Origin of the sequence: Halanaerobium saccharolyticum (assembly GCF_003053565.1) — a bacterium.
Taxonomy (GTDB): domain Bacteria; phylum Bacillota; class Halanaerobiia; order Halanaerobiales; family Halanaerobiaceae; genus Halanaerobium; species Halanaerobium saccharolyticum_B.
The window spans coordinates 27,975-53,636 of record NZ_QAXS01000003.1 but is presented as its reverse complement, the minus strand read 5'-3'; the positions used below and the strand labels follow the sequence as shown (position 1 = coordinate 53,636).

Genomic DNA, 25,662 nt, shown 5'->3' with positions numbered 1-25,662 from the left:
AACTTTTAAGGGAGGTGAATCTGGCTCTACTGAATCTTTTAATCTGAAAAAATAAAAAAATATCAGGAGGGAATTATTTTGAAAAAAACATTAATTATTACTTTAACACTTATTTTTGCTCTTTCACTGACTATGGGTGCAGCTGCAGAAGAAATAACAGTCTGGGGCTGGGGAGTTTATCCTGACACCTTAGAAGTACTTGCAGACCGCTATGAAGAAGAAAATCCTGACCACACAATTAATGTAGAATTAATCGGCTGGGGAGATATGGTTCCAAGACTGCAGGCTGCAATGTCAGCAGGTACAGGTGGACCTGACCTGGCAACTGTTAACTTAGGTACACATATTGCTAGTTTTGCTGAACTTGGTGGTTTAACAGATATTTCCGAATATGTTGACCCTATTTCTGATCAGTTTACAGCAGCCGCTTATGCTGGCTCAAGATACAAAGATACTACTTACGGTATTCCTGCAGATATAGGTCCTTACACAATGTTCTATCGTAAAGATATTTTTGAGGATGCAGGAGTAGATCCTGAAAGTATCGAAACCTGGGACGATTATATTGAAGCTGGTAAAACAATTGAAGCAGAAACAGGGGCTAAAATGCTGCCCTGGCCTACAACTCACTATGAGCTTGGTAACTGGAACTTTGAACCTGCTTTAAGAGCAGCAGGTGGAAATTTCTTTGATAAGCAGGGTGCTCCAATTGTAGATAAGCTTTCTATTAATTATAAGGTAATTGAAGTTATGCAGGAAATCACAGATTCTGGTATTGGATTAGAAGCAACTCCCTGGACAACTCCCTGGAATGCTGCTATTCAGAATGGTGATGTAGCAACAATTTTAGCAGGTGGATGGTTTATTGGTAACATTACTGAAATCGCACCTGAAACTTCAGGTAACTGGAGAGTTATGCAGGCACCTAACTTTACAGGAAAAGCAGCTGGATCGATGGGTGGAACTGCAATGGTTGTTCCTTCAAATTCAGAAAATGTAGAGCTTGCTGTTGAATTTGCTAAATATGTATTAGCTACTGAAGAAGGTACAGAATTCTTATTCCAGGATGCTGGAGTAATGCCTGCTTATAGACCTGTATTTGAATCAGAAGCATTTAATAAAGAAGTAGAATTCTTTGGTGGTCAGAAAGTATGGCAGAAGCTTGCTGAAATTAGTGAAAAAGAGTTAGCTACCTGGAATGCTACCCCTTATTCTACTCAGGCTTTTGGTGCTGAAGGTGCTCCAGTTAACCTGCAGTTAACAAGAATCTTAACTGACAGAGTAGAGTTAGATGAAGGTTTAGAAGAAGCACAAAATGCAATTGAAGATTTAATGGAGTAAAATAAATTAGTCTACATTAAAGCAGGGTCAGTTTGACCCTGCTTTCTTAAAAGGATGGTGAATAATAATTGGAAGATAAAACTACTTTACAAAAAATTAAAGAAAATCGTCATTTTTATTATTTCTTAGTCCCATTTTTATTATTCTTTTCTGTATTTATGCTGTTTCCAATAATTTTTTCTTTTTATATGAGTTTACACCGCTGGGGAGGCCTTGGACAGGCTACTTTTACAGGATTAAAAAATTATATGCGGATATTTACTGATTCAACCTTTCATACAGCCCTAAAGAATACTATTTTTATGTGGCTGACAAGCACTCCTTTGATTTTGGGTTTTGCTCTTATATTAGCTGTTATGCTCAACCAGAAAAAGGTAAAATTTTTAAAATATTTTAGAGTTGGTTATTTTATGCCTTTTGTTACTTCTACAGTAGTAGTCGGAGTTATATTTACTATTTTATTAGATAGTTCTTTCGGTCTGGTTAACTTTTTTATTGAGAGTGTTGGTTTTGAAAAGATTCCATTTCTAACAAGTACAACCTGGTCAAAGATTTCAATCGTGATAGTACTTACCTGGCGCTGGGTTGGCTATAATACGATTATTATGCTGGCCGGACTGCAGAATATACCGGAAGACTTATATGAAGCAGCAGAAATTGATGGAGGAACTACCCTGCAGAAATTTTTCTATATTACTGTGCCGATGATGCGCCCTATTATTTTATTTACTTTTATTCTTTCAACAATTGGATCTTTCCAAATTTTTACCGAGCCCTATATTATGACCGGTGGAGGTCCAATGCAGTCATCTCTATCTGTTGTTCAGTATTTATATAATTCTGGTTTCCAGCAGTTTAGAATGGGTTACGCATCAGCTTTATCTTATGTTCTATTTGCCATTATTTTTGTAGCATCATATTTTCAGATTAAAATTGGTTCTGGCGAGGAGGGAATTTAAACGATGTTTGAAAAAGAAAATATTAAAACCTATGTTTTTTATATATTACTAATTACAGGGGTACTTATTTCTCTACTCCCCTTTGTCTGGATGATCACCTCATCTTTTAAAACACTGGCCGAGATTTCAGAATACCCTCCCAGTTTACTGCCGGATGAAGTAATGTGGAATAATTATGTGGATGTTTTTGACACTGTACCCTATGGAAGAAACCTATTCAATTCATTCTTTGTTGCCATTATGTATACTTTTTTTGGTGTCTTTATTTCGGCAACTGGAGGCTATGCTCTCTCAAAGTACAGGGAAGCTCCGGGGAGAAAATTGTTTTTTGCAGTAATTTTATCAACAATGATGATTCCAATGCAGGTGTTGGCTATTCCTTTATATATTCTAATGGCTCAGGTTGGCTGGATAAATTCCTATCCTGCTTTGATTTTACCTTTTGCTGCTCAGGGTTTTGGGCTATTTATGCTCAAACAGTATATTGATGGAATTCCTGATGACTTAATTGAAGCAGCAAGGATCGACGGCTGTGGGGAATTTAGAATATTTTTTCAGATAATTTTGCCGGTTATCAAACCTGCTGTAGCAGCCCTGGGTACAATTTATTTCATGAATAATTACAACCTGTTCTTCTGGCCGCTAATTGTAACAAATAAATCGATTATGTATACTGTACCGGTTGCTATTGCTCAGCTGCAGGGACAGCAGTTTGGTATTCCCCTGCACCACATTATGGCAGCAGCAACTTTATCAACTGTACCTCTAATAATAATATTCCTCTATTTCCAGAAGTATATTATTTCAGGAATTACAATGGGAGCCCTAAAAGGATAATTATCTAGCTAGGGGAATGAGATATAATATATAATTGTATATAAATTGGTAAAGAAGGGGGTAGAATAATGAAGGGGAATATAGATGAACTAATAAAAGGATTAAGCTTAAAAGAAAAGGCTTCACTGCTTTCAGGTGGAGATGTCTGGCAGACAGAAGCAGTTGCCAGGCTGGATATTCCGTCAATATTTTTAGTTGATGGACCACATGGAGTTCGTTATGTTGCTGACAGGCATCATGCGGATCCTGCCCAAAAAGCTACCTGTTTTCCAACAGCTGTAAATCTGGCAGCAAGCTGGGATTTAGATCTGATAAAAAAAGTTGCGGCTGCTCTGGCTGAAGAATCAAAAGCCCGAGGTGTTGATGTGCTTTTGGGTCCGGGGATCAATATGAAGCGCTCACCACTTGGGGGCAGAAATTTTGAATATTTTTCTGAAGATCCATTCTTAAGTGCTGAGCTGGCGATTGCTTTTATTAAAAAAGTTCAGAATAAAGGAATTGGAACCTCGTTAAAGCATTATGCTGCCAATAATCAGGAACACAAACGTTTTTCCATTGATGCTCAGATTGACGAAAGACCCCTGAGGGAAGTTTATCTGGCAGCATTCGAAAAAGTTGTCAAAAAAGCTAATCCCTGGACAATAATGGCTGCCTATAACCAGATCAATGGGGATTTTGCTACTGAAAATGAATACTTACTGCAGGATATCCTCCGGGATGAATGGGGATATGATAATCTGATTGTTTCCGACTGGTGGGCTATTCATGATAGAGTTAAAGCTCTGAAAGCTGGACTTGACCTTGAGATGCCTGGTGCAGATCCAGTTAATGATCAAAAAATTGTGGATGCTGTTGAAGCTGGAGAGTTGAGTCAGGAAATAGTTGATGAGTCAGCAGCAAGAGTTTTAGATCTAATTTTAAAGGCTCAGGAGACTGAAAAAAATACTGAACTGCCGGCAGAAGAACATCATCAACTGGCAAAAGAAATTGCTGGAGACACAATTATTCTGCTTAAAAATCAGGGAGATTTACTGCCGCTGACCGAGGCGAAAATTGCTGAAAAGGAATCGCTGCTGGTGGTGGGGGAGCTGGCCCAGGAGGTTCGCTATCAGGGTATTGGTAGTTCCCAGGTTAATCCTACCAGACTGGATAATCATTATCAGGCTTTAGAAGATAAATTTGCAGAGGAGCTCGCAGTTCATTATACTCCCGGCTATAGTTCTGAGGCCGAAGCAGAGGAAAATGAGAACTTAAGAGAAAAAGCGCTGAGAGAAGCTGAAAATAAAGATTATGTAATTATTTATGCCGGTCTACCGGATAAGGTTGAGGCTGAAGGCTATGACCGCAAAGATATGCAGCTGCCCCAGGAGCAGAATCAGCTGATTAAGGAACTGGCAAAGGTCAATCCCAATATCATAGTTGTTTTAAATAATGGCGCGCCTGTCGACATAAGGCAGTGGCTTGATAATGTATCTGCTGTAATAGAAGCTGGTTTGCCGGGGCAGGCGGGAGCTTTAGCACTGGCTGAAATAATTACAGGAGAAGTTAATCCTTCTGCAAAACTGGCCGAAAGCTATCCCTTAAAACTGGAAGATAATCCTTCTTACCTTGATTTTCCGGGCAGTAATGGCACTGTACGATATGGAGAAGGAATTTATATTGGCTACCGCTATTATGATAAAAAGAAAATGGATGTTCTTTTTCCCTTTGGTTTTGGACTTTCCTATACAGAGTTTGCTTACCGGGCTCTGGAGGTGCCCGACTATCTGGCAGAAGGAGAGAAATTAAAGCTAAAAGTTTTAATAGAAAATACAGGCCAGTTTACAGGTAAGGAGGTTGTGCAGCTTTATATTTCTCAAAGCAGTCCCGCACTGGAACGACCTCCAAAAGAACTCAAAGGATTTGCAAAAATTGAGCTTGAACCCGGCGAAAAGGAATGGCTGGAGCTGGAACTAGATTATCAGGATTTAGCCTATTATCACCCGGATGCTGGCTGGATAGTTGAAGAAGATCAGTATAAAATAATGATTGGTGCTTCTTCAAGAGATATTAAATTTACAGAAGAGATTCAGGTAGAAAGTTCTTTCAAACTTAAAGATTTAACACCCAAGTCTCCTTTTGAAGACTGGCTTGCTGATCCTCTGGGCAAAAAAGCAGTCGAAGAAGTTTTAAGCCAGGAAGAAATTGAAGAAATTGGATTTTTTAAAGCCTGGCCGATTTATAGACTCCATTTCTTTGCTGCAGAACAGGTTAGCTTGGAAGATATAGAAGATATTTTAGATATTTATCAGGATTTATAGATTTTTGTATTTGGCAAAAATTATTGTAGAGTTGGGCCGGGAGTGTTTCCCCGGCCTGGCCTTCTTAAAAAATTAAAAGAGGTGAGTTAAATGAGAGAATGGGAAGATCCAAATATTTATGCAGTTAATAAGCGTCTCCCCCATGCAAACCGTATTTTCTTTTTAGATCAGGAAACTCTGACTGATTATAATTTTCAATCTTTAAATGGGGAGTGGGATTTTAAATACCTGCAGAATCATAATACATATCAGCTGGATTTTTACAGAAAAGATTTTTCTACTTTAGATTGGGATAAGATTACTGTTCCTTCTAACTGGCAGCTGGAAGGTTATGATAGACCACATTATACCAATGTTAATTATCCTTTTCCGGTAGAACCGCCTAAAGTTCCTTCCGAAAATCCAGCCGGGCTTTACCGCAGAGAGTTTTATTTGAGTCCTGACCTGGAGGGAGAGCAGAACTTAATCCGTTTTGAGGGCGTTGATTCAGCCTTTTATCTCTGGCTTAATGGCGAGTATATTGGTTACAGTCAGGGGAGCAGGCTGGCAGCAGAGTTTGATTTAACTGAGCATTTAAATTATGGAGGTCAAAATCTGCTTGCAGTTAAAGTTATTAAGTGGTCAGATGGAAGTTATTTAGAGGACCAGGATATGTGGTGGCTGAGCGGAATTTATCGTGATGTATACCTTTATTCTCAACCTTTTTATCAAATTGAAGATTTTAAAATTGAAAGTGAATTTAAAAGAAAGCAGGAGCTGGGGATTTTAAATTGTGATTTTGAGGTGCTTTCCTACCAGGAATATATTCCTGAGGGTTCAAAGATTAAAATAGCTCTCTATGATCAGGGAGTAAGAGCAGCAGCTGAAACTATTGACTTACCGGAGCTGAAACAAAAAAGACTGAATAAATTTAAGACAGAACTGGAGATTGCTGAACCTGCTGCCTGGTCAGCAGAAAATCCATACCTTTATCAGCTGGAGATTAAGCTTTTAAATCCAGCTGGAGAAAAAATTCAGACTATCAGGCAGAAGACTGCTTTTAGAACAGTTGAAATCAAAGACGCTCAGCTGCTGGTCAACGGTAAGGCAGTGATGATTAGGGGAGTTAATCGTCATGATTTCGATCCTGATCTCGGTAGAGCAGTCAGCCGCGAAAAAATGGAAGAAGATATTTTACTAATGAAAAAACATAATATCAATGCTGTCCGTACAGCCCACTATCCAAACCATCCTTATTTTTATGAACTCTGTGATAAACACGGACTTTATGTGCTGGCTGAAACCGATATAGAATGTCACGGTATGGAGCCGGTTGGCCGCTGGGATGAACTGGCTGACTCAGAGGACTGGCGGGGAGCTTTTCTGGACAGAATGGAAAGAATGGTTGAGCATTATAAAAATCATCCTTCAATAATCATCTGGTCTTTAGGTAATGAGTCCGGTTTTGGTGATAACCACCGCAGTATGGCGGAGTTAACTCGCAGACTGGATCCAACAAGGCCAATCCATTATGAGGGTGACCGCAAGCAGGAAGTTGCAGATATTATTGGTCCGATGTATCCGACAATTAAGAAGACTGCAGAACTGGCTCAAAAAAGAGAAAAACCGGTCATCTTATGTGAATATGCTCATGCGATGGGTAACGGCCCCGGTGAACTAAAAGAGTACTGGGATGTATTTTATAAATATCCGTCAGCTCAGGGAGGATTTATCTGGGACTGGCTGGATCAGGGAATAGCTGTTGAAAATTCAGCTGGAGAGATCTGTTATACTTATGGTGGCGATTTTGGTGACCAGCCAAATGATAAGAACTTTAACATCAATGGCCTGGTATTTCCTGACCGCACTCCTTCTCCCGGTTTAACTGAATATAAATATGTAATGGCTCCTTTTAAAATTTGTGATTTTAATTTTAAAGAGGCTAAAGTTAAAATAGAGAATCAATTTGATTTTATCGACAGCTCAGATTATAAGCTGAACTGGGAAGTAAAAACTGGTGGGATTGTCATTGAAAGCGGCAGTCAGAAGTTTGAGCTTCAAGCTGGAGAAACTGGGGAGTTTAGAGTTGAAGGACTGAAGCTAGATGACCTGGAATTAATAATTGAAGAGAAGGGAAGAGAGATCGAGGACAATCTGCCTGCAGACAGCTATCTCAATTTTTCTATAGTTTTAAACAATAAAAGCAGCTGGGCAGAAGCCGGTCATGAGATAACATTTAAGCAGTTTAAACTTCCTTTTATTTTTGACAGACTGTATCATCCTGCTCATAAACACTTAAAAAATAAAGCGCTAGATTTGAGAGAAAGCGATCTTTATATAAAAGTAGAGGGTAATGAGTTCAGTGTTTTCTTTGATAAGGCAAGCGGTAAGCTGAGTGAATATATTTACCGCGGTAAGAGTCTGATTGAGCGGGGACCGGAGTTGAGTTTCTGGCGGGCTCCTATCGATAATGATAATACTGATATTACTCATAACTATACTTCTGAGTGGAAAGAACAGGGAATCGATAAATTTAGGCAGCGCTTGGACGAAATAAAAGTTGTTGAAGCAGAAGAAAATTATGTACTGATCAAAAGCCTCTATACAATTGCGCCAGCTGCGAAAGATTTAATTATTAAGGCTGAACTGGATTATAAAATCTATGATAATGGTGAGGTAGAAATAGTTACAGCTGGAGAATTTAAAGATCAAAAAGACCATTCTCTACCCAGAATTGCGCTGGAGCTGGAATTAAGCCAGGATCTAGATAATCTAAGCTGGTTTGGTAGAGGACCGGGGGAATCCTATCCGGACAGCAAAAGAGCATCATATTTTGATCTCTTTACTAAAAAAGTGGGTGAACTTCATACTCCTTATGTTTATCCACAGGATAATGGTAATCGTTCGGACAATAAATGGTTGAAGTTGAATAATAAAGTAGGAGCTGGAATTGAGTTTTTTAATTCAAAAGAATTTGATTTTACCGCTCACTGTTACAGTAAAGCTGATCTGGAGATGGCCCACCATGATTGTGAGCTTCCGTTCCGGGATGAGATTTATCTGGAGCTAATTCATAAAAATCGTGGTCTCGGAAGTACATCCTGTGGTCCTAAGGCTTTAAAGAAATATGAATTAAGTGTAAAGGAATTCGAATTTGAGATTAACTTTAAAGGGATTGACTATTAAAATTAATCTGAACCTGGTTCAAATGAGCTTATTTGGACCAGGTTCAAAATACTAAGAATAAATTCAGAGAATTTGATATTTAATCTTGCAAATTGTATGAAAATTTGTTATTATATAAATATGTTAATTTAAACGTTTTAAAAGAGGGCGATTATATGGCTGTAACTTTAAATGATATTGCCAGAAAAGCAGGAGTTTCACTGGCAACTGTCTCACTAGCACTAAATGACAGTAACAAAGTAAATAAAGATACCAAAATTAGAATTAAAGAAATAGCAGATGAACTAAACTATGTCCCCAATGCGAGGGCTAGAGCACTGGTAAAAAAGTCAACTAAAACTATTGGACTGGTTATACCTGAGGTGGTTAACCCTTTCTTTGCCGAGCTGGCCCAGGCGATTAAGGATTATGTGCGCAGTCAGGACTTTAATGTTATTTTGTGCAGTACTGACTATCAGAGTGAAGAAGAATTAAGGTATATCAATATGTTTCGCTCTGGCCAGGTTGATGGTGCAATATTTGCCTGTGTAGGAGATATGATGGCTCAGCACAACGACTTGATTATCAAACTGGTTGAAGAAAATATACCAGTTATTTATGTTGACCGTGATGGAGTAGATCATGATTTGATTCCAGTTGTTAAAAGTGATGTTTACCATGCTGCTTATCAGGCAGCTGACTATTTGATTTCACTTGGCCACCGAGAACTTGCTTTTGCTGGTCAGAGTGTAGAAAGATTAAATGGTTTTAAAAGTGCTTTAATGAAGCATGGACTGGAGCTTAAAGAAGAAAATATATACTATGATTATTTAAGAATGGAAGGTGGCTACACAGTTGGCGAAAAAATAGCTGCCAGAGACAATAAACCAGAGGCTGTAGTTTGTTTAAATGATGAAATGGCGATTGGTGTAATTCAGGCTTTAATTGCTGAGAAAGTTAAAGTTCCAGAAGATATATCTGTAGTTGGAATTGATAATATTAAAATGGCAAATTTCTATAATCCCTCTCTGACCACAGTAAATATACCGGTCAGCCAGATGGGAGATAAAGCAGCAGAAATACTGCTTAAGAGGATAGCTGGAGAAACTCTTAGTCCAAAAGAAAAGTTTTTTATCTTTCCTACAGAATTAGTAATTAGAGATTCTAGTCGGAAAGCTTAGCTAAAATAAAAGCTCCAAAAATTTACAAGTACCCGTTACTTAAGTTGGTACTTGAGAGGAGGGATATTTTAAAGTTAATTTAAAACGTTTAAATTAAGGGTTTAAAAATCAAAAGGGGGTTATTTTTAAATGAATTTTAAGAATTTTTCACTTATTACAATTACTTTAGTGATGGTTATGGCACTGTCTTTCTTTGCGGCAGCTCAGGATACTCTGGTTGTAAACACCTATACCAGTGATCCGGCGCCAAGAAAAGCAATGCAGGAACTGGTTGCTCAGTATGAAGAAATGAATCCTGATGTTGATGTTGAACTGAACATAACAGCTCACGAAGATTTTAAGCAGGCAATTAGAGTCTGGTTAACATCTGATAATCCACCAGATGTATTCAGCTGGTTTGCTGGCAATAGAGCTGGTTACTTTGTAGACCGCGGTCTGGTTATGGATATTACAGATGTCTGGGAAGAAGAAAACTTCTATGAAAAGTTTCCAAAGGCATTCCAGAGTATCAGTGTTTATGATGATAAAGCTTACTTCTTACCCCATAACTATTACTGGTGGTCTGTATTCTACAGAGAGTCAATTTTTGAAGAATATGGTTTAGAAGAGCCAGAAACCTGGGATGAATTCCTGGAAGTAGGAGAAACTTTAAAAGAAAACGGAATTACACCTTTTGCTATCGGTACTAAATTCCGCTGGACAGCCGCCGCTTTCTTTGACTATTTCAACATGCGGATCAACGGAGCTGAATTCCACAAAGAATTAATGGCCGGTAATATTCCATTTACAGATGAGAGAGTTGCAGATGTCTTTGAAAAGTGGAAGTACTTAATCGAAAATGACTATTTTGTAGAAAATGCTGCAGCCTACTCCTGGCAGGAGGGTCTACAGTTCCTTTCTAGAGGAGATGCAGCTATGTATCTGATGGGACAGTTTATCTTAGATGCAACTTCCGAAGAGGTTGCTCAGGATCTTAACTTCTTCCGCTTCCCAATTATTGACGAAGATGTACCGGTTGCCGAAGATCTGCCTACAGATGGTTTTATGGTTCCCGCTAAAGCTCCGCATCCAGAACTGGCAAAAGACTTTATTGCCTTCCTTGGCTCAGTCGAAGGTCAGCGCTTATTTGCTGAAGACTTAGGCCGTCTGGTAACTAATAAAAATATGGATGATGAAGTATATGATGATCTAACAAATAAAGGTAGAAAGATGATTGATGAAACAGATGAATTAGCTCAGTTCTATGATCGTGATATGGATCCAGAACTTGCTGATAAAACAATGGACTCTTTAATGGCATTCTGGTATTCACCAGAAGATTACAGAAATATCATGAAAGAAATGGAAGCACATCGTCAGAACTTTATCAATGACTAAATAATCAAGATCTCACCTGTGGGGTCAGGCGACCTCACAGGTGAAGATTTTTTGGAGGTGTTATTTTGAAAAGAAAGTATATACCGTGGGCATTTTTATCTATACCCTTAAGTTTATATTCAGTCTGGGTAATTGGGCCAACAATTTATACAATTTATTTAAGTTTAACCAACTGGGATGGCTTAACAGCACCAGAGTTTCAGGGGATAAAGAATTATCTGGACTTATTTAATGATCCTATATTTTATACTTCTTTAGTTAATAATGTTAAATGGCTGGTTATTTTTATGGCTATTCCGGTTAGTGTGGGTCTATTTTTAGCAATTTTATTAAGCAAAGAAATTAAATGGGCCAGAGGTTATAAGGCAGCTATTTATTCACCGATGATTTTGGCACCGGTTGTTATTGGTCTGATCTGGTCCTGGATCTATCAGCCGCAGGGTGGACTTTTAAATAATACTTTAACCTATATTGGGCTGGAGAGTTTGACCAGGGGCTGGCTTAGTAATCCCAATACAGCTTTATATGCGATTATTGGAGCAGCAGTCTGGCGGCATACCGGTTATGTAATGCTTTTATTTTTATCAGGTCTAACAGCAATTTCACCTACAGTTATTGAGGCATCCAAGATTGATGGAGCTTCAGCCTGGCAGAGATTTCGTTATATTTTGCTGCCACTTTTAAAGCCGACAACTGTAATTGTAATTGTAATTACGATGATTCAGTCTTTAAGAGCTTTTGACTTTGTCAGCATGATGACCAGAGGTGGACCTTTTAATACCACCAATGTTTTAGCACATTATATGTATAATGAAGCCTTTAAGAATTATAATATGGGTTATGGTGCCTCAATTGCTGTAGTCTTATTTGCAATTATGTTTATCTTTATAGTTATTTATCTACGCCAGATCAGGAAAGGGGAGCTCGAATAATGCAGTTATCAATTCATCAGAAAATAAGAATCAAACATGCAGTAATTTTTGCTGCCCTACTCTTATTTACTATAGTCTGGCTGCTGCCTGTATTTGGGGCGTTTTTGACTTCAATTAGAACAATGGATGATATTATGAATAATGGATTCTGGAGTCTGCCTGAGAATGTAACTTTCAGTAATTTTGCAACAGCCTGGTCAGACGGAAATTTAAATACCTACTTAAAAAATAGTTTCATTATTACCATCCCTTCCTTATTTGGGACCTTAGCTTTATCTTCTCTAGTTGGTTTTGCCCTGGCCAAATATAAATTTAAGGGCAACATGTTTATTTATCTAATGTTTGTTGCTGGAATGCTGATTCCCTTTCAGATTCTTTTAATTCCAGTTTTTAGGTTGAGCAACTTTTTGGGAATCTATAATAATTACTGGGGTTTGATTATGATCCACACTGTTTTCCAGATGGGCTTTTGTTCCTTCTTTTTGAGAAACTATATGATTACCATTCCGGAGGAACTGTCCGAAGCAGCCAGGATTGATGGTGCTTCAGAATTTAAGATTTTCTATAAAATATACATTCCGCTTTCGCTTCCGGCTCTGGCGGCGCTGGGGACTCTGCAGTTTACCTGGATTTTTAATGATTATATCTGGGCACTGGTTTTACTGCGCGATGATAGATTTAAACCAGTAACTGCCGGACTGGCAACACTTAAGGGTAATTTTATTACCTCCTGGAGTGTTTTAGTGGCTGGTGCTATACTGGCTACTATCCCAACAATTGTAGTCTTTGTTTTCTTACAGAAATACTTTATCCGCGGCCTGACAATGGGTTCTGGAAAGTAATTACAGGTACCTTGCAGGTACCGGGTACTTGGAAATTTTTACCTCCCTTATTAAGAGGGAAACTCTGCTGGATTTAAGCCGGTGGAGTTTTTCTATTTTATCTGATAAAATTAAGTTGGTTGGTACCCGGTTCAAAAAGGATGTTTTGAACCGGGTACAGAAGAATTAATTCACAAAATGGAGGGGAAGTAGATGAAAATAGCACCATTTAGAGTAGAAGAGTGGATGAACGAGTATGAGATGGATGCTGAATATAATATTGCAGAAACCTGTGTGGAATCTCTGACAGTAGAAGAGCTTATAAATTTCAGTGATGATCCGGCTGCCAGGCTGGCAGAGATCAAAAAAATGCAGCTTACATATGGAGATATCAAAGGTTCAGCTGCTTTCAAAAAAGGTGTGAGCAGCCTTTATGAAAGTGTAAAGCCGGAAAATATTTTACCCTCCCACGGGGCAATTGGCGCCAACTTTTTATTATTATATTCTCTAGTTGAGTCTGAAGATGAAGTTGTTTCAGTCTTTCCAACTTACCAGCAGCTTTATTCTATTCCTGAATCATTTGGAGGTGAGGTTAAAAAGCTGGATTTAAAGTATGAAGATGGTTTCCTGCCGGATTTAGAAAAATTAAAGTCCCTGATAAGCGAAAAGACAAAACTGATAGCAATCAACAATCCCAATAATCCTTCTGGAGTAGTGATGAAGAGAGAAATTTTAGAAAAGATAGTTGAAATAGCAAGAAATGCTGATGCCTACCTTTTAGCAGATGAGGTTTACCGCGGTTTTGATTTGGAAGAAAAGATACCTTCGGTTGCTGATCTCTATGAAAAAGGAATCAGTGTCGGCAGTATGTCCAAGGTTTTTTCTCTGGCCGGCTTAAGAATGGGCTGGATTGCTGGACCGAAAGAGGTGATTGAGCTCTGTCAGCTGCATCGGGATTATACGACAATTTCTAATGGAATGATATCTGATTATCTTTCTACTATTGCTCTGGAGAATAAAGATAAGATAATCGAAAGAAATTTAACTAAAGTAAAAAAGCAGCTTGCGATTCTGGACCGCTGGGTTCAGAATGAAGAATTGGTGGAATATGTTAAGCCAAATGGAGGTACAACTGCCTTTTTAAAGTACAGGCTGGATTTAGATTCTGAAACTTTTGCCAAGAAATTATTTAAAGAAAAGGGAGTTTTAGTAGTGCCCGGGATTGCCTTTGGCAGAGAAAATTTTCTCCGAATTGGTTTTGCAGGTAATGAAAAAGAGTTAAAAGCTGGTCTGGCTTTATTAAAGGAGTTTTTAGATGAAAATGGAAAAAAATTCTAAGTACCCGGTACCTAAAAAAATTAACTTTGCAGTAATTGGAATCGGCTGGCGGGCAGAATTTTTCTTGAGAATTGCCAGAGCTCTGCCAGAGCAGTTTCAGCTTGCAGGAGTAGTCAGCAGTAGGGAAGATAAACGCGAAGAAATTAGAAATAAATGGGGATTTAAAGCCTATCAGTCAGCTGAAGAACTGCTGCAGGCTGAAAGTCCTGATTTTGTAGTGCTTTCGATCAGCAAAGAGGCAGCTGCTGAGGTGATTTTAAAGCTGGTTGAATTTGAGATTCCTATTCTTGCAGAAACTCCACCAGCAGCTAATCTGGCTGAGCTGATTAAATTAAATCAAAAATTGGGTAAAGATTATCCAATTCAGATAGCAGAACAGTATCACCTGCAGCCTCTGCATCAGGCAATTTATAAGCTTGCTGATTCTGGCCGACTGGGAGAAGTTAATTATGCCAGGGTCTCAATTAGCCACGGCTATCATGCAGTTAGTTTGCTCAGAAAAGCATTAGGGATTAAATTTGAAAACGCCGAAATTGAAGCCAGATTTTTTGAAGAGCCTGTAGTAAAAGGTCCTGACCGCTCTGGGCTGCCTGACAAAAAGGAAATTGTGAGTAAAAGCCATGAGTTTGCTTTTTTAAACTTTGACGGCAAACTGGGAGTCTATGATTTTGAGCGTGGTCAGCACCGCTCCTGGATTAGATCCCAGGAAATTTTAATCAGGGGTACTGAAGGTGAGATAAAAAACTCAACTTTAAAATATTTAAAGGATTATCAAAGCCCAGTTGAGTTAGACTTAAAAAGAGTGGAAGCTGGTATTAATCAAAATCTGGAAGGTTTTTATCTTAAGGGAATTACCTGTGGAGAAGATTGGCTTTATCAAAATCCATTTCTGCCGGCCAGATTTTCCGATGATGAAATTGCAGTCGCGGAAGCTTTAGTCAGAATGTATAAATTTTTAGCAAGCGGGAAAAGTTTTTATTCCTTAGCAGAAGCTTCTCAGGATCAGTATTTAGCCTTAAAAATAAAGGAGGCAGCTGCTGAAAATAAGAAAATTATCACCCAAAAACAAATTTGGGCTGAATTTGAATAATTTTAATATTATTTAAAAATTTCAATATTATTTAACTCCTGCTGTATTTTGAGGCAGGAGTTTTCACTTTTATACAGAATAAAATAAATAATAGCATAAATAGAAATATTTAGCGCTTTAATTTAGAAAAGTGTGAATATTTTTATTTAATCAAAAATTTTATGAGGGGGAATTTAGATTGTTTATTAAGAAGAAAAAGTTAATGCTGACAGTAATTTTGGCTTTGAGTTTTATTATGCTCATGGGAGGAATTATTTCGGCAAAAGAATTAACGGTGATTGCAACCAGTGATATCCACGGTGCCATTTATCCCTGGTCCTATAAGATCGGTGAAGCAGATGATATAGGAATTGCAAAAATTGCTTCAATGGTTAAAGAAGCAAAAAAAGAAAACCCCAACCTTCTTTTATTAGATGCAGGTGATACCATTCAGGGTAACACACTGACAGCTCTTTTTAAGGACCGCCGCGATGTAGTACATCCGATGATGAAAGTTATGAATCATATGGGCTATAGTGCGATGACTCTGGGAAACCATGAATTTAACTTTGGTCTGGAAACTCAGCAGGAAATTTTAGCTGATGCTGATTTTTCAATTCTTTCTGCCAATACTATAGTCAGAGAAACAGGTGAGCCTTTTGCTCAGCCTTATACTATCAAAGAAATTGATGGTGTAAAGATCGGTATTTTAGGTTTAACTACTACCAATATTCCTATCTGGGATGGAGACAAGGTAGATTCATTAGAATTTAAAGATATGGATCAGGCAGCTGCTGAATATATACCGGAGTTAGAGGAAAAAGCAGATATTATAATTGCCTTAGTCCATTCCGGTCTGGAAGGCCGTCATGATCCAAGTGGTGGAGATCAGGCGCGCAAAGTAGCAGAAAATAATCCAGAGATTGATCTAATGATTACAGGTCATGATCACGATCCAGTCAATGAAATAGTTAATGGTGTGCTGGTAATGGCAGCCAAAGATGCAGGAGAACAGGCTTCAAAAATTAAAATGACTCTAGCTCAGGAAAATGGCAAATGGGTTGTTGCCAGTAAAGAGGGAGTACACTTAGAAGCTGAAGATTATGAAGCTGATCCAGAAACTCTGGCTGTTGCTGAGCCCTATCACAATGAAGTTGTAGAATATGTAAATACTCCTATTGGCTATGCAACCGGCGATTTCACTCCTGAAGATCCGGTAGCAGGTATCCCTGCTGCTCAGGTTCAGGATACAGCAGTTCTTGATTTAATTAATAGAGTTCAGTTAGAAAATACAGGTGCTGATATTTCTTCTGCGGCCCTATTTGTAGCTGACTCAACTATTAATCAGGGTCCAGTATCAATCAAGGATGCAGCCAGAATATATAAATACAGCAACACACTATATGCTGTTGAAATAACAGGTGAAGAACTTAAGAATTATTTAGAATCAACTGTTGCTTATTATAACACATATCAGCCTGGAGATATTACTATTAGTTTTGATCCAGAAATTCGCGGTTATGCTTATGATATGTTCCAGGGTATTGACTACAAAATTGATATTTCTGAACCGGTTGGAAACAGAATCAGAGATTTAAGATTTGAGGGAGAGCCGGTAAGAGATGATCAGACATTTAAACTTGCCCTAAATAACTACCGCTACAGTGGTTTAAACTCTGATGGCATAATCTCAAATGATCCTTATTACAAGTCTGAAGAGGGAATTAGAGAAATGATCATTGAGTATATAGACCAGAAGGAAGAAATCAGACCATTAGTTGACAACAACTGGGAAATTGTTGGTGCTGACTTAGATCATCCACAAAGAGAGGAAGCACTAACCTTAGTTAATAATGATATACTGGAAATCCCTTCAATTAACCGCTCCTGGAATGCAGAGAGCATTAATTTAAGAGATGAGCTGACAAAGATGAAGCTGGTTCAGGCTCTGGTTAGAATGTTCAACTATGATATTCCAGCTGAAGTTGAAGAAGCAAGCTTTAGCGACTTAGAAGGAGAAGACCTCGCTTATGCAGAAGCTGCTTTAAGGGCAGGTCTGGTCGAAAATACTGAGCAGTTTAATCCAGAAATGGTATTAACTAGAGAAGAAGCTGCTTCAATGTTAATCGAGGCGATGAGAATTGCTGAGATGCCTGATTTATCTGTTCTGGATAAATTTAATGATAGATCAGAAATAACCAGAAATTTAGATGATAAAGATAGAGTTGCTCTGGCAGTAGAAATGGGACTCTTAGTCGGCCGCGGAGATAATATGCTGGCTCCAAAGGCAGAGATGACAATGGGAGAAATGTCAGCCTTACTCTACAGAGCCCACAACAATTACAGGCAGATTGATGTGCTTTCAACTAATGATTTCCACGGTAAGGTAGAAGCAGGCTATGAAGCAGGGGCTGCCAAGCTGATGGGAGCAATTGAACACTACCGCAGTGCCAACCGCAAAGGTACTATTTTAGTTGATGGTGGAGATGCCTATCAGGGTACTCCAATTTCCAGTTTAAATAACGCAGAACCTGTAATTGAATTTATGAATGAGGCCCGCTATGTGGCTCAGGCAGTTGGTAACCACGAATTTGACTGGGGAATTGAAGAACTTAAAAGAATCAACAAGCAGACATATTTCCCAATGCTGGCTGCAAATATAGTTAACAAAAATACTGGTGAACTAGTAGAGTGGGCAGAGCCTACAAGAATGATTCCTGCAGATGGAGTGAAAATTGGTATTATCGGAATTTCAACTCCAGATACAAAAGGAACTACAATGCCCTCTAATATTGCCGAATTAGAATTTACTGATCCGGCAGCTGCAATTGAGAAGTACAGTGCTCAGCTGAAAAATCAGGGAGCCGAATTAGTCATAGTTGTCGGCCACCTTCCAGGTACAACAGATTATGAAAGTGGTGAAGTAAGCGGAGAGTTAGTGGAAACAGCTAAAAAAGTAGACGTAAATGGTATTGTTGGCGGTCACAGCCACCATACAGTAACAGCTGTTGTCAACGGCAATCCAATTGTAGAAGCCTATAAGCACGGACGAGAACTCGGAAACTTAAGATTCTTTATTAATAAGGAAACAGGCAGAGTTTATAATGCAGTACCAATGAGCCACCCAGTTCGAGAAAGTGTAATTAAAATCAAGGAAGACCCCGAAATAGCTGAAATGGTAAGAAAATATCAGAAGGAATTAGAACCAATAATGTCAGAAGTTCTAATTGAAACTGAGGAACAGTTAGTCAGCAGTTATGACACTATTTCTAAGGTTGGGGCTCTGACAACAGATGCAATGGCTCAGGAAGTAGATGCTGATATAGCCTTCCAGAATCCAGGTGGGTTAAGAATTGATCTACCTCAGGGTGAGGTTAATGTTGGTCATATCTACGAGCTCCTGCCTTTTGGTAATACAATTGTAACAGGAGAAATGACAGGTGAGCAGATTGTCTCTATCTTAGAGCAGAGCTTTACCTTTGATAAGGGAATGCTTCAGCATTCCGGTTTAAGGGTTGAGTATGACGCAGATCAGCCTAAATATGAAAGAGTAGTTTCTGTAAGTCTTCCTGATGGAACTCCACTAAAAATGGATCAGACATATACAGTAGCTACCAATAACTTCTTAGCTGAAGGTGGAGACGGATTTGCTACCTTTACTGAAGTTGACTTTACAGAGCAATATATTAAAGTTAGAGATGCTCTAATTGAGCATCTGCGTGAGCTGAAAGAAATTAAGGTAGATCCAGCTCAAAGAGTAACTGAAGTTGATCAGTCAGCAGCTCTAAGAATTAGATATGCTGCTTAAATAAAATAATAAGTGGATCAACTTTAATTGGGGCAGCATCCTTTTAATCGGGGGTGCTGTCCTTTTTCACTCTTTTGGACCTGGTTATAGTGAAATTAATCACTTGAATTTGAAAGTAAAAGTATTATAATGATGTTAGAAGTGAGGTGTGATTTATGCAGAAAAATCAACTGCTGATTAATTATGGTGATCAGGCTAGAAAAATGGCCAAAGAGCTGCTTAACGAAATAAAGCCAGAACGTAAACTCAAGTCAGATAGTTTAATTGCTTTAAAACCCAATTTGATTAATGCTACTAAGTCAGAAAAGGGAGCAACCACTGATCCGGAGCTCGCAGCAGGGGTTATTGAATATCTGCAAAATAAAGGGTTTAATAATTTGATGATTATTGAGAGTTCCTGGGTGGGAGCAGATACAGATAAAGCCTTTGAAGTTTGCGGCTATCAGGAACTTGCTCAAAAATATGATATTCCATTATACAATTTAAAAGATGATAATTTTATCAAAAAGACTTATCAGGGGCTGGAGATTGAGATAGCTGAAAAAGCATTAGCTGCTGATTATCTGATTAATCTGCCGGTGCTGAAGGGCCACTGTCAGACAAATATAACCTGTGCTTTGAAAAATCTGAAAGGCTGTATTTCAGACAGAGAGAAGAGGAAATTTCATCGGCAGGGACTACATCAGCCAATAGCTTATTTAAATAAACTTTTAAAACAGGATTTGATTATTATAGATGGAATCTATGGTGACCTCGATTTTGAAGAAGGTGGAAATCCGGTCAAGATGAATAGGATTATCGCTGCCGAGGATCCAGTTTTAGCAGACAGCTATGCAGCTGAACTGCTGGGCTATTCTGCAGCAGAGGTAGAATATATTGAAATAGCAGCCCAAATTGGAGTTGGCAGTGAAGATTTATCTAGGGCTGAAATAATTGAGTTAAATCAGGATCAGGCAGCAGAGATAGATTATTCTTCTCGAAAACTAAAAAAGCTAGCAGCAAAGGTCAAAGCAAAAGATGCCTGCTCAGCCTGCTATGGCAGTTTAATCCACGCTTTAAAAAGAATAGAAGAGAGCGGGCAGCTGGACAAAATTGCAGGTATGATCAAGATCGGGCATGGCTATCAGGGCAAAAAAATTTCAGGGATTGGAATAGGCAGCTGCTGCAGTGGAGCAGATAAATTTGTTAACGGCTGTCCCCCTTCAGCTAGAGATATTTTAGATTTTTTAGCTGAAAATTATAATATTCGGGTCTAGTATTTTATGATAAAAATAATGTCAGCAGCTGAATTAGGCCAAAACTAAGGTGAAGCTGATTGGTTATAGGAACTCCTTTTTTCTCTGCCCTGGCAGCATTTTGATAAGCCTTTAATGCCAGCGGTATTGTCAGCAGAGTTAAAAGTGCTGTTAGTGGATAGAGATTTAAAAATACAAAAAGTATGGTCAAAAGATAGGAACTGCTGAGTAGAGTTAGGTAAAGAAATTTAGCTCGTTTAAAACCTATTCTGACAGTTAGAGTTTTGATTCCCAGTGAACTGTCGCGCTCAAAATCTCTGAGTTCATTGCTCAGCATTAAAACAGGGATTAAAAGGCTGATCGGCAGCCCTAAAAATACCGGGCGCCAGGAATAATAATGGGTAAAGGCAAGGTGAGTTCCCATAACCATCAGTGGTCCCATCAGGACAAAGGAGAGTGGGGTACCTAAACCTCTTTTTTTATAAACAATCGGCTCACCAGTATAGGCATAACCACCTATAATTCCTATCAGACCAATTAAAAGCAATTTTTTTGTTGTGATTAAAATAATATAAAGCCCGAGCAGGGCAGTTATCAGAAAAGATAAAATTCCGAGCAGAAAAATTAGAATATCAAAGGGATTTCTTTTTTTGCCTAAAAATTTATACTTTTTAGAATCGCTAAAGTGAAGATTTTTGTATTCACATTCAAAATAATCGTTGATAAAATTAGTTCCTGTCTGTACAAAAAGTCCGGCCAGAGTGGCCAAAAATATTAATTTTAGATCAAAGGCTAAATTTCCGCTGAATAATTTCCCTTCCAGGTGAGCAACTGCCATACCGAGAGTTGTCGAATAAAAGGCAAGAGTTAAAGAAAGAGGGCGGGATGCCTTCCAGATTTCATTTAAAAATTTAGTTATTTTCAAAATAAAACTTCCTTTCGTTACATTTTTAACATATATATTATTTCATAATACTGGCTGAGATGCAAAAAGTCTGGAATATAGCTTTGAAATTTGAGCAAAAAACTATATAATAGACTATGAAAGATAGAAAAAGTTTAAATCTGAGGAGGAGAATACATATGAAAATGAAAAAAGTTTTTTTATCACTATTAATGTTAATATTTTCACTTATCTTTTTATCTGGTACTGTAGCGGCTCAGGAGATGGAGCTCGAAATTGGAATTATGCCGGCGGTCGATTCAGCCCCAATCTTGCTGGCTCAGGAAAAAGGATATTTTGCTGATGAAGGTCTTGAGATCAAGATTGATGTTTATACAAATGCGGTTAACAGACAGACTGCTCTGCAGACAAACGAACTGGACGGAGCTATGACTGACTTAATTGCCTTTGTTAATAATGTTAATAATGGCTTTCCGGTTAAAATAACTACCAGTACTGATGGCAGCTTTCCTATTTTAGTCAGTAAGAATTTTGAGGAAGAAGAGGAAGTAAATATTGGAATGATGGAAGTAAGTGTTTCCAACTTCTTATCAGAACAATTTTTAGGAGATAAATATAAACTAAATAAAACCTTTATTCCTGCTATTCCCGCCCGTTTAGAAATGGTTAAATCAGGCCAGCTTGAAATGGCAGTGATTCCTGAACCTCTAGCTTCAACAGCGGAACTCCAGGGCTTAGAAAAAAGAGTTTATAAAAATGAATATGATTTTATGCCGGAAGCAATGATTTTTACTGAAAAAGCCCTGACAGAGAAGGAGGCAGAACTCAAAGCTTTCCATAATGCTTACAATAAGGCAGTTAGAGAAATTCAGCAGGATGACAGTGAGGCCAGAGAAGTTTTAATAAAAAATCTGAATTTACCAGTTAAAATCAAGGATTTAATTGCAATGCCCAAATATCATCTGACAAGAGTTCCTAGTAAGGAATATTTAAACCGGGTTATCAGCTGGATAGAAAAAACTGATGGCAGTGAAATCAATATAGATTATAATCAGGTAATAGAAGGGAAGTACAGCAGTCAATGATTGAGGTAAAAAATTTAGAATTTGCCTATCAAAAAGAAAAGGTTCTACATAACATAAATTTAGATGTTAAAAAGGGGGAGAGTCTTGCTGTGATCGGTCCTTCCGGTTGTGGCAAGACAACCTTACTTTACCTGCTGGCCGGCCTTGAAAAAGCAGATCGGGGAGCCGTTAAAATCAATTCTCAGGTTTTAGCTGGAATTAGGGATAGGAGTGGAGTTATTCTCCAGGATTATGGACTCTTCCCCTGGAAAACAGTTTATAATAATCTGGCATTGGGCCTTAAAGTTAGAGGAGCTGCAGCTGAGGAAATAAAAACAAAGGTTAGTTCTGCTTTAGAGAGGCTTAAAATTAGTGAGTTGAAAGATAAATATCCGGCTGAATTAAGTGGGGGGCAAAAACAGCGAGTAGCTGTCGGGCGTTCACTTGTTCTAAAACCGGATCTTTTGTTAATGGATGAACCCTTTTCAGCTCTTGATGCTCTGACCAGAGAAGAGATGCAAAATTTAATATTAGGAATTCAAAATCGAGAAAACTTTACATTTGTGCTGGTAACTCATGATATTGCTGAAGCTGCATTTTTGGGGCATAAAATTGCAGTAATCAAAGAGGGAAAAATCGTGACAGTTTTAGAAAACTCACATTATGGAGAAAAAAATCTGAGAGAAAAAGAAGGTTTTTTTGAGCTGCAGAAAAAGTTAAGGAGATTAATGTCTTTAGATAAAAAAGGGGAAATTAACGATGAAAAAGCAGAAATTTAATAGCTTTTACGCCTTGTTTTTAATTATAGCTGTCTGGTATTTACTTTATTTTACCATTGATTCAGCAATTATCAGCTCGCCGACAGCAGTTAGTAAAGTCTTTCTGGTCAATTTCAGCAGCGAAATTCTGCCCCATCTTTTAATGAGTTTTTACAGAATTACAGCTGCAGTACTGATTTCTCTGATTTTTGGTGTCAGTCTAGGGCTTCTAACAGGAATGCACCCTGAAATTGATAAGTTTTTAGCACCACTGATTTATCTTTTGTATCCAATTCCTAAAATTGCCTTCCTGCCGGTCTTTATGCTCTTATTTGGTTTGGGAGATCTTTCTAAAATAATTCTGCTGATTGTAATAGTAATTTTTCAGATTATAGTTACAACTCGGGATGGAGTACGCGGTATTGACAGCAAATATTTTGCTTCTGCCCGCTCACTGGGGATGGACAGGCTGGATATTTATCAGCATCTGGTCCTGCCGGCAGTTTTTCCGGGAATACTTACTGCTTTAAGAATTACTATTGGAACCAGTATTGCTGTCTTATTTTTTGCAGAAAATTTTGCGGTTAAATATGGAATTGGCTATTATATAATGAACAGCTGGTCGATGGTCAACTATGCCAAGATGTACAGCGGCATTATTGCTGTCAGTCTGTTAGGTTATTTTCTCTTTAAAGGAATAGACCTTTTAGAAGAGAGATTCTGCAGCTGGCAGAAGAGCTAAAGAATATGAAATATTAGTGAAAAAAATCACTTTAACCAGGTACAAACTTAAATGTAATCAATAATACAGAAATCAGTCTGCTTAGATGATAATTTATAATTAGTAAATAAAAATTAAGTTTAATAATTTAACACTTGAAGGGGGAAAAATTAATGAAGAATGTTGGACAAACTGATAAGTGGATCAGAATAATACTTGGTATTGTTCTGCTGTCAATGTTTTTCTTTGTAGAAGGAAATGCTAAATACTTTGGCATTTTAGGAATCATCCCTCTCTACACTGGATTGACAGGAAAGTGTGCACTGTATAAACTTCTGGGGATAAATACTCGAGAAGATAAATAGTTAATCTATTATCCCCGGTAGAATGGGGATAATTAATATAAATTTTTTTAAGAAGATTCCAGAGTAAATAACTCGGATATAATAAATCTAATAATTATTATCTAATAACAGGAGGGTTTAGTAATGACTAAATTGTTAATCACATATTATAGTTCTTATGGACACATGTTTGAAATGGCAAAAGCAGCCAGAAACGCTGCTGCAGAAAATGAAAATTATGAGGTTAAATTACGAAAAATACCTGAACTGGAGGCTGCCAAAAAGGCAATGTCCGGGCAGGATGCTTATCAGGTAGCACAGGAAGCCCAATCAGATGTTGAAGAAGTAACTTTAGCTGATTTAGAATGGGCTGATGGAATAGTCTGGGGTATTCCAACCCGTTTTGGTAATATGCCTGCCCAGGTTAAACAGTTTATTGATACTGCTGGCGGTCTGTGGGCAGGAGGCAAACTTGAAGATAAAGCAACCGGTATTATGAGTAGTTCTAATACACTTCATGGTGGTCAGGAAAGTACAATTTTAAGCTCAATGCTGCCGATGATTCATTTTGGTATGGTTTTTGTAGGTTCAACTTATGGACAGAATCCAGAATTAAGTGATGATTCTTATCATGGAGGTTCTCCTTATGGTCCATCTACAGTTGCTGGCAGTGATGGCAGTAAAGTACCAGTAGAAGCCGATTTGAATATGGCGGGCAGACTTGCTAAGAGAGTAGCCAGAGTTGCTGCAGGAATTAAATCTACCAAAGAATAGATTTAAGTTGAAAGGGTGTAACTTAAAGCGGCTAAGTAAGTGAATACAATATATTCTCAAAAGCCCTGGCCTCCGCAGCCGGGGCTTTTACATAACAAAATTTTAAATGGAGGTTATAAAAATGGTCAAAGATATTTATCAGGCAGCAAAGACAAGAAGAAGTTATTATAATATAGATGACAAAAAAATTGTTCCAGAAGCAAAGGTAGAAGAGGTAGTCGAGCACGCAGTTAAATACACGCCTACTTCTTTTAATTCTCAAACAGGAAGGGTGATCCTGCTTTTTAATGATCAGCACAATAAGTTCTGGAATATTGTTGAATCAAATCTGCGCCCGGTTGTGCCGGAGGAAGATTTTGACACAACTAAAGAAAAAATCGATGGATTCCGCAGTGGCTATGGCACAGTTTTATTTTATGAAGATATGGAAATAGTGAAAAACTTGCAGCAGCAATTTCCACTCTACAGTGATAATTTTCCTAAGTGGTCTCAGCACTCGAGTGGGATGCTGCAGTATAATGTCTGGACAATGTTGGAAACAGAAGGTCTGGGAGCATCTCTGCAGCATTATACAGAATTAATAGAAGAAGATGTTAAGGCGGAATGGGATGTTCCTGATGAATGGCGTTTTGTGGCCCAGATGCCTTTTGGTAACCCGGTGGAAGAACCAGAGGAAAAGGAGTTTGAACCTCTAGAGGAGAGAATCGAGGTTTATAAATAAGTCAAAAATTTATTTTAATAGAGAGACCCTATTT

At 38.1% G+C, this 25,662-nt stretch carries 20 protein-coding genes; 19 read left to right on the top strand and 1 reads right to left on the bottom strand.

The genetic code is table 11. The features are described 5' to 3' along the window. The first annotated feature begins 78 nt into the window (after positions 1–78). The 13 genes from C8C76_RS02000 (at position 79) to C8C76_RS01940 (ending at position 20,363) form a co-directional block, all read left to right on the top strand. Positions 79–1,341, top strand: a complete 1,263-nt coding sequence (locus tag C8C76_RS02000; protein ID WP_108138178.1) for an ABC transporter substrate-binding protein — start codon at positions 79–81, stop codon at positions 1,339–1,341. A gap of 68 nt (positions 1,342–1,409) precedes the next feature. Beyond that, positions 1,410–2,300, top strand: a complete 891-nt coding sequence (locus tag C8C76_RS01995; RefSeq protein ID WP_108138177.1) for a carbohydrate ABC transporter permease — start codon at positions 1,410–1,412, stop codon at positions 2,298–2,300. 3 nt (positions 2,301–2,303) lie between these two features. Further along, entirely contained in the window at positions 2,304–3,137 is an 834-nt protein-coding gene (locus C8C76_RS01990; RefSeq protein WP_108138175.1) for a carbohydrate ABC transporter permease, read from the top strand. A gap of 68 nt (positions 3,138–3,205) precedes the next feature. Beyond that, positions 3,206–5,437, top strand: coding sequence for a beta-glucosidase (locus C8C76_RS01985; protein ID WP_108138173.1), 2,232 nt, complete (start codon positions 3,206–3,208; stop codon positions 5,435–5,437). Between the two features lie 90 nt (positions 5,438–5,527). Then, on the top strand, positions 5,528–8,602 hold the full coding sequence (locus C8C76_RS01980) for a glycoside hydrolase family 2 TIM barrel-domain containing protein (RefSeq protein WP_108138171.1): 3,075 nt from the start codon (positions 5,528–5,530) through the stop codon (positions 8,600–8,602). Positions 8,603–8,757: 155 nt separating this feature from the next. Continuing rightward, a complete protein-coding gene (locus C8C76_RS01975; protein ID WP_108138169.1) occupies positions 8,758–9,762 on the top strand; it encodes a LacI family DNA-binding transcriptional regulator in 1,005 nt (334 codons plus the stop codon). Between the two features lie 129 nt (positions 9,763–9,891). Next, the gene (locus tag C8C76_RS01970) at positions 9,892–11,139 is read left to right on the top strand and encodes an ABC transporter substrate-binding protein (protein ID WP_108138167.1); all 1,248 of its coding nucleotides are present in this window, start codon (positions 9,892–9,894) and stop codon (positions 11,137–11,139) included. A 65-nt stretch (positions 11,140–11,204) separates the two neighbouring features. Beyond that, entirely contained in the window at positions 11,205–12,071 is an 867-nt protein-coding gene (locus C8C76_RS01965; protein WP_108138165.1) for a carbohydrate ABC transporter permease, read from the top strand. Then, a complete protein-coding gene (locus C8C76_RS01960) occupies positions 12,071–12,913 on the top strand; it encodes a carbohydrate ABC transporter permease (RefSeq protein ID WP_108138163.1) in 843 nt (280 codons plus the stop codon). Before C8C76_RS01965 ends, C8C76_RS01960 begins: the two co-directional genes overlap by 1 nt. A 192-nt stretch (positions 12,914–13,105) precedes the next feature. Next, entirely contained in the window at positions 13,106–14,230 is a 1,125-nt protein-coding gene (locus tag C8C76_RS01955; RefSeq protein ID WP_108138161.1) for an aminotransferase, read from the top strand. Then, the gene (locus C8C76_RS01950) at positions 14,208–15,320 is read left to right on the top strand and encodes a Gfo/Idh/MocA family protein (RefSeq protein WP_108138159.1); all 1,113 of its coding nucleotides are present in this window, start codon (positions 14,208–14,210) and stop codon (positions 15,318–15,320) included. The genes C8C76_RS01955 and C8C76_RS01950 overlap by 23 nt, the downstream gene beginning before the upstream one ends. A 178-nt stretch (positions 15,321–15,498) precedes the next feature. Then, on the top strand, positions 15,499–19,107 hold the full coding sequence (locus tag C8C76_RS01945) for a 5'-nucleotidase C-terminal domain-containing protein (protein WP_108138157.1): 3,609 nt from the start codon (positions 15,499–15,501) through the stop codon (positions 19,105–19,107). A 155-nt stretch (positions 19,108–19,262) separates the two neighbouring features. Beyond that, positions 19,263–20,363, top strand: coding sequence for a DUF362 domain-containing protein (locus C8C76_RS01940; protein ID WP_108138155.1), 1,101 nt, complete (start codon positions 19,263–19,265; stop codon positions 20,361–20,363). A 4-nt stretch (positions 20,364–20,367) separates the two neighbouring features. On the opposite strand, the gene C8C76_RS01935 is transcribed toward C8C76_RS01940, so the two are convergent. Beyond that, on the bottom strand, positions 20,368–21,267 hold the full coding sequence (locus C8C76_RS01935; protein WP_108138153.1) for a prenyltransferase: 900 nt from the start codon (positions 21,265–21,267) through the stop codon (positions 20,368–20,370). Positions 21,268–21,425: 158 nt separating this feature from the next. Here C8C76_RS01935 and C8C76_RS01930 point away from each other — a divergent pair, with 158 nt between their 5' ends. The 6 genes from C8C76_RS01930 (at position 21,426) to C8C76_RS01905 (ending at position 25,628) form a co-directional block, all read left to right on the top strand. Then, on the top strand, positions 21,426–22,331 hold the full coding sequence (locus C8C76_RS01930; RefSeq protein ID WP_181248129.1) for an ABC transporter substrate-binding protein: 906 nt from the start codon (positions 21,426–21,428) through the stop codon (positions 22,329–22,331). Continuing rightward, the gene (locus C8C76_RS01925; protein WP_108138149.1) at positions 22,328–23,089 is read left to right on the top strand and encodes an ABC transporter ATP-binding protein; all 762 of its coding nucleotides are present in this window, start codon (positions 22,328–22,330) and stop codon (positions 23,087–23,089) included. The genes C8C76_RS01930 and C8C76_RS01925 overlap by 4 nt, the downstream gene beginning before the upstream one ends. Continuing rightward, positions 23,070–23,810 (top strand): ABC transporter permease, encoded by a 741-nt coding sequence (locus C8C76_RS01920; RefSeq protein ID WP_108138147.1) that lies wholly within the window; start codon positions 23,070–23,072, stop codon positions 23,808–23,810. The genes C8C76_RS01925 and C8C76_RS01920 overlap by 20 nt, the downstream gene beginning before the upstream one ends. Before the next feature lie 152 nt (positions 23,811–23,962). Then, positions 23,963–24,154 (top strand): YgaP family membrane protein, encoded by a 192-nt coding sequence (locus tag C8C76_RS01915; protein WP_108138145.1) that lies wholly within the window; start codon positions 23,963–23,965, stop codon positions 24,152–24,154. Between the two features lie 123 nt (positions 24,155–24,277). Further along, entirely contained in the window at positions 24,278–24,907 is a 630-nt protein-coding gene (gene wrbA, locus C8C76_RS01910) for an NAD(P)H:quinone oxidoreductase (RefSeq protein WP_108138143.1), read from the top strand. Between the two features lie 121 nt (positions 24,908–25,028). Further along, on the top strand, positions 25,029–25,628 hold the full coding sequence (locus C8C76_RS01905; protein ID WP_108138141.1) for a nitroreductase family protein: 600 nt from the start codon (positions 25,029–25,031) through the stop codon (positions 25,626–25,628). Positions 25,629–25,662: the final 34 nt, after the last annotated feature.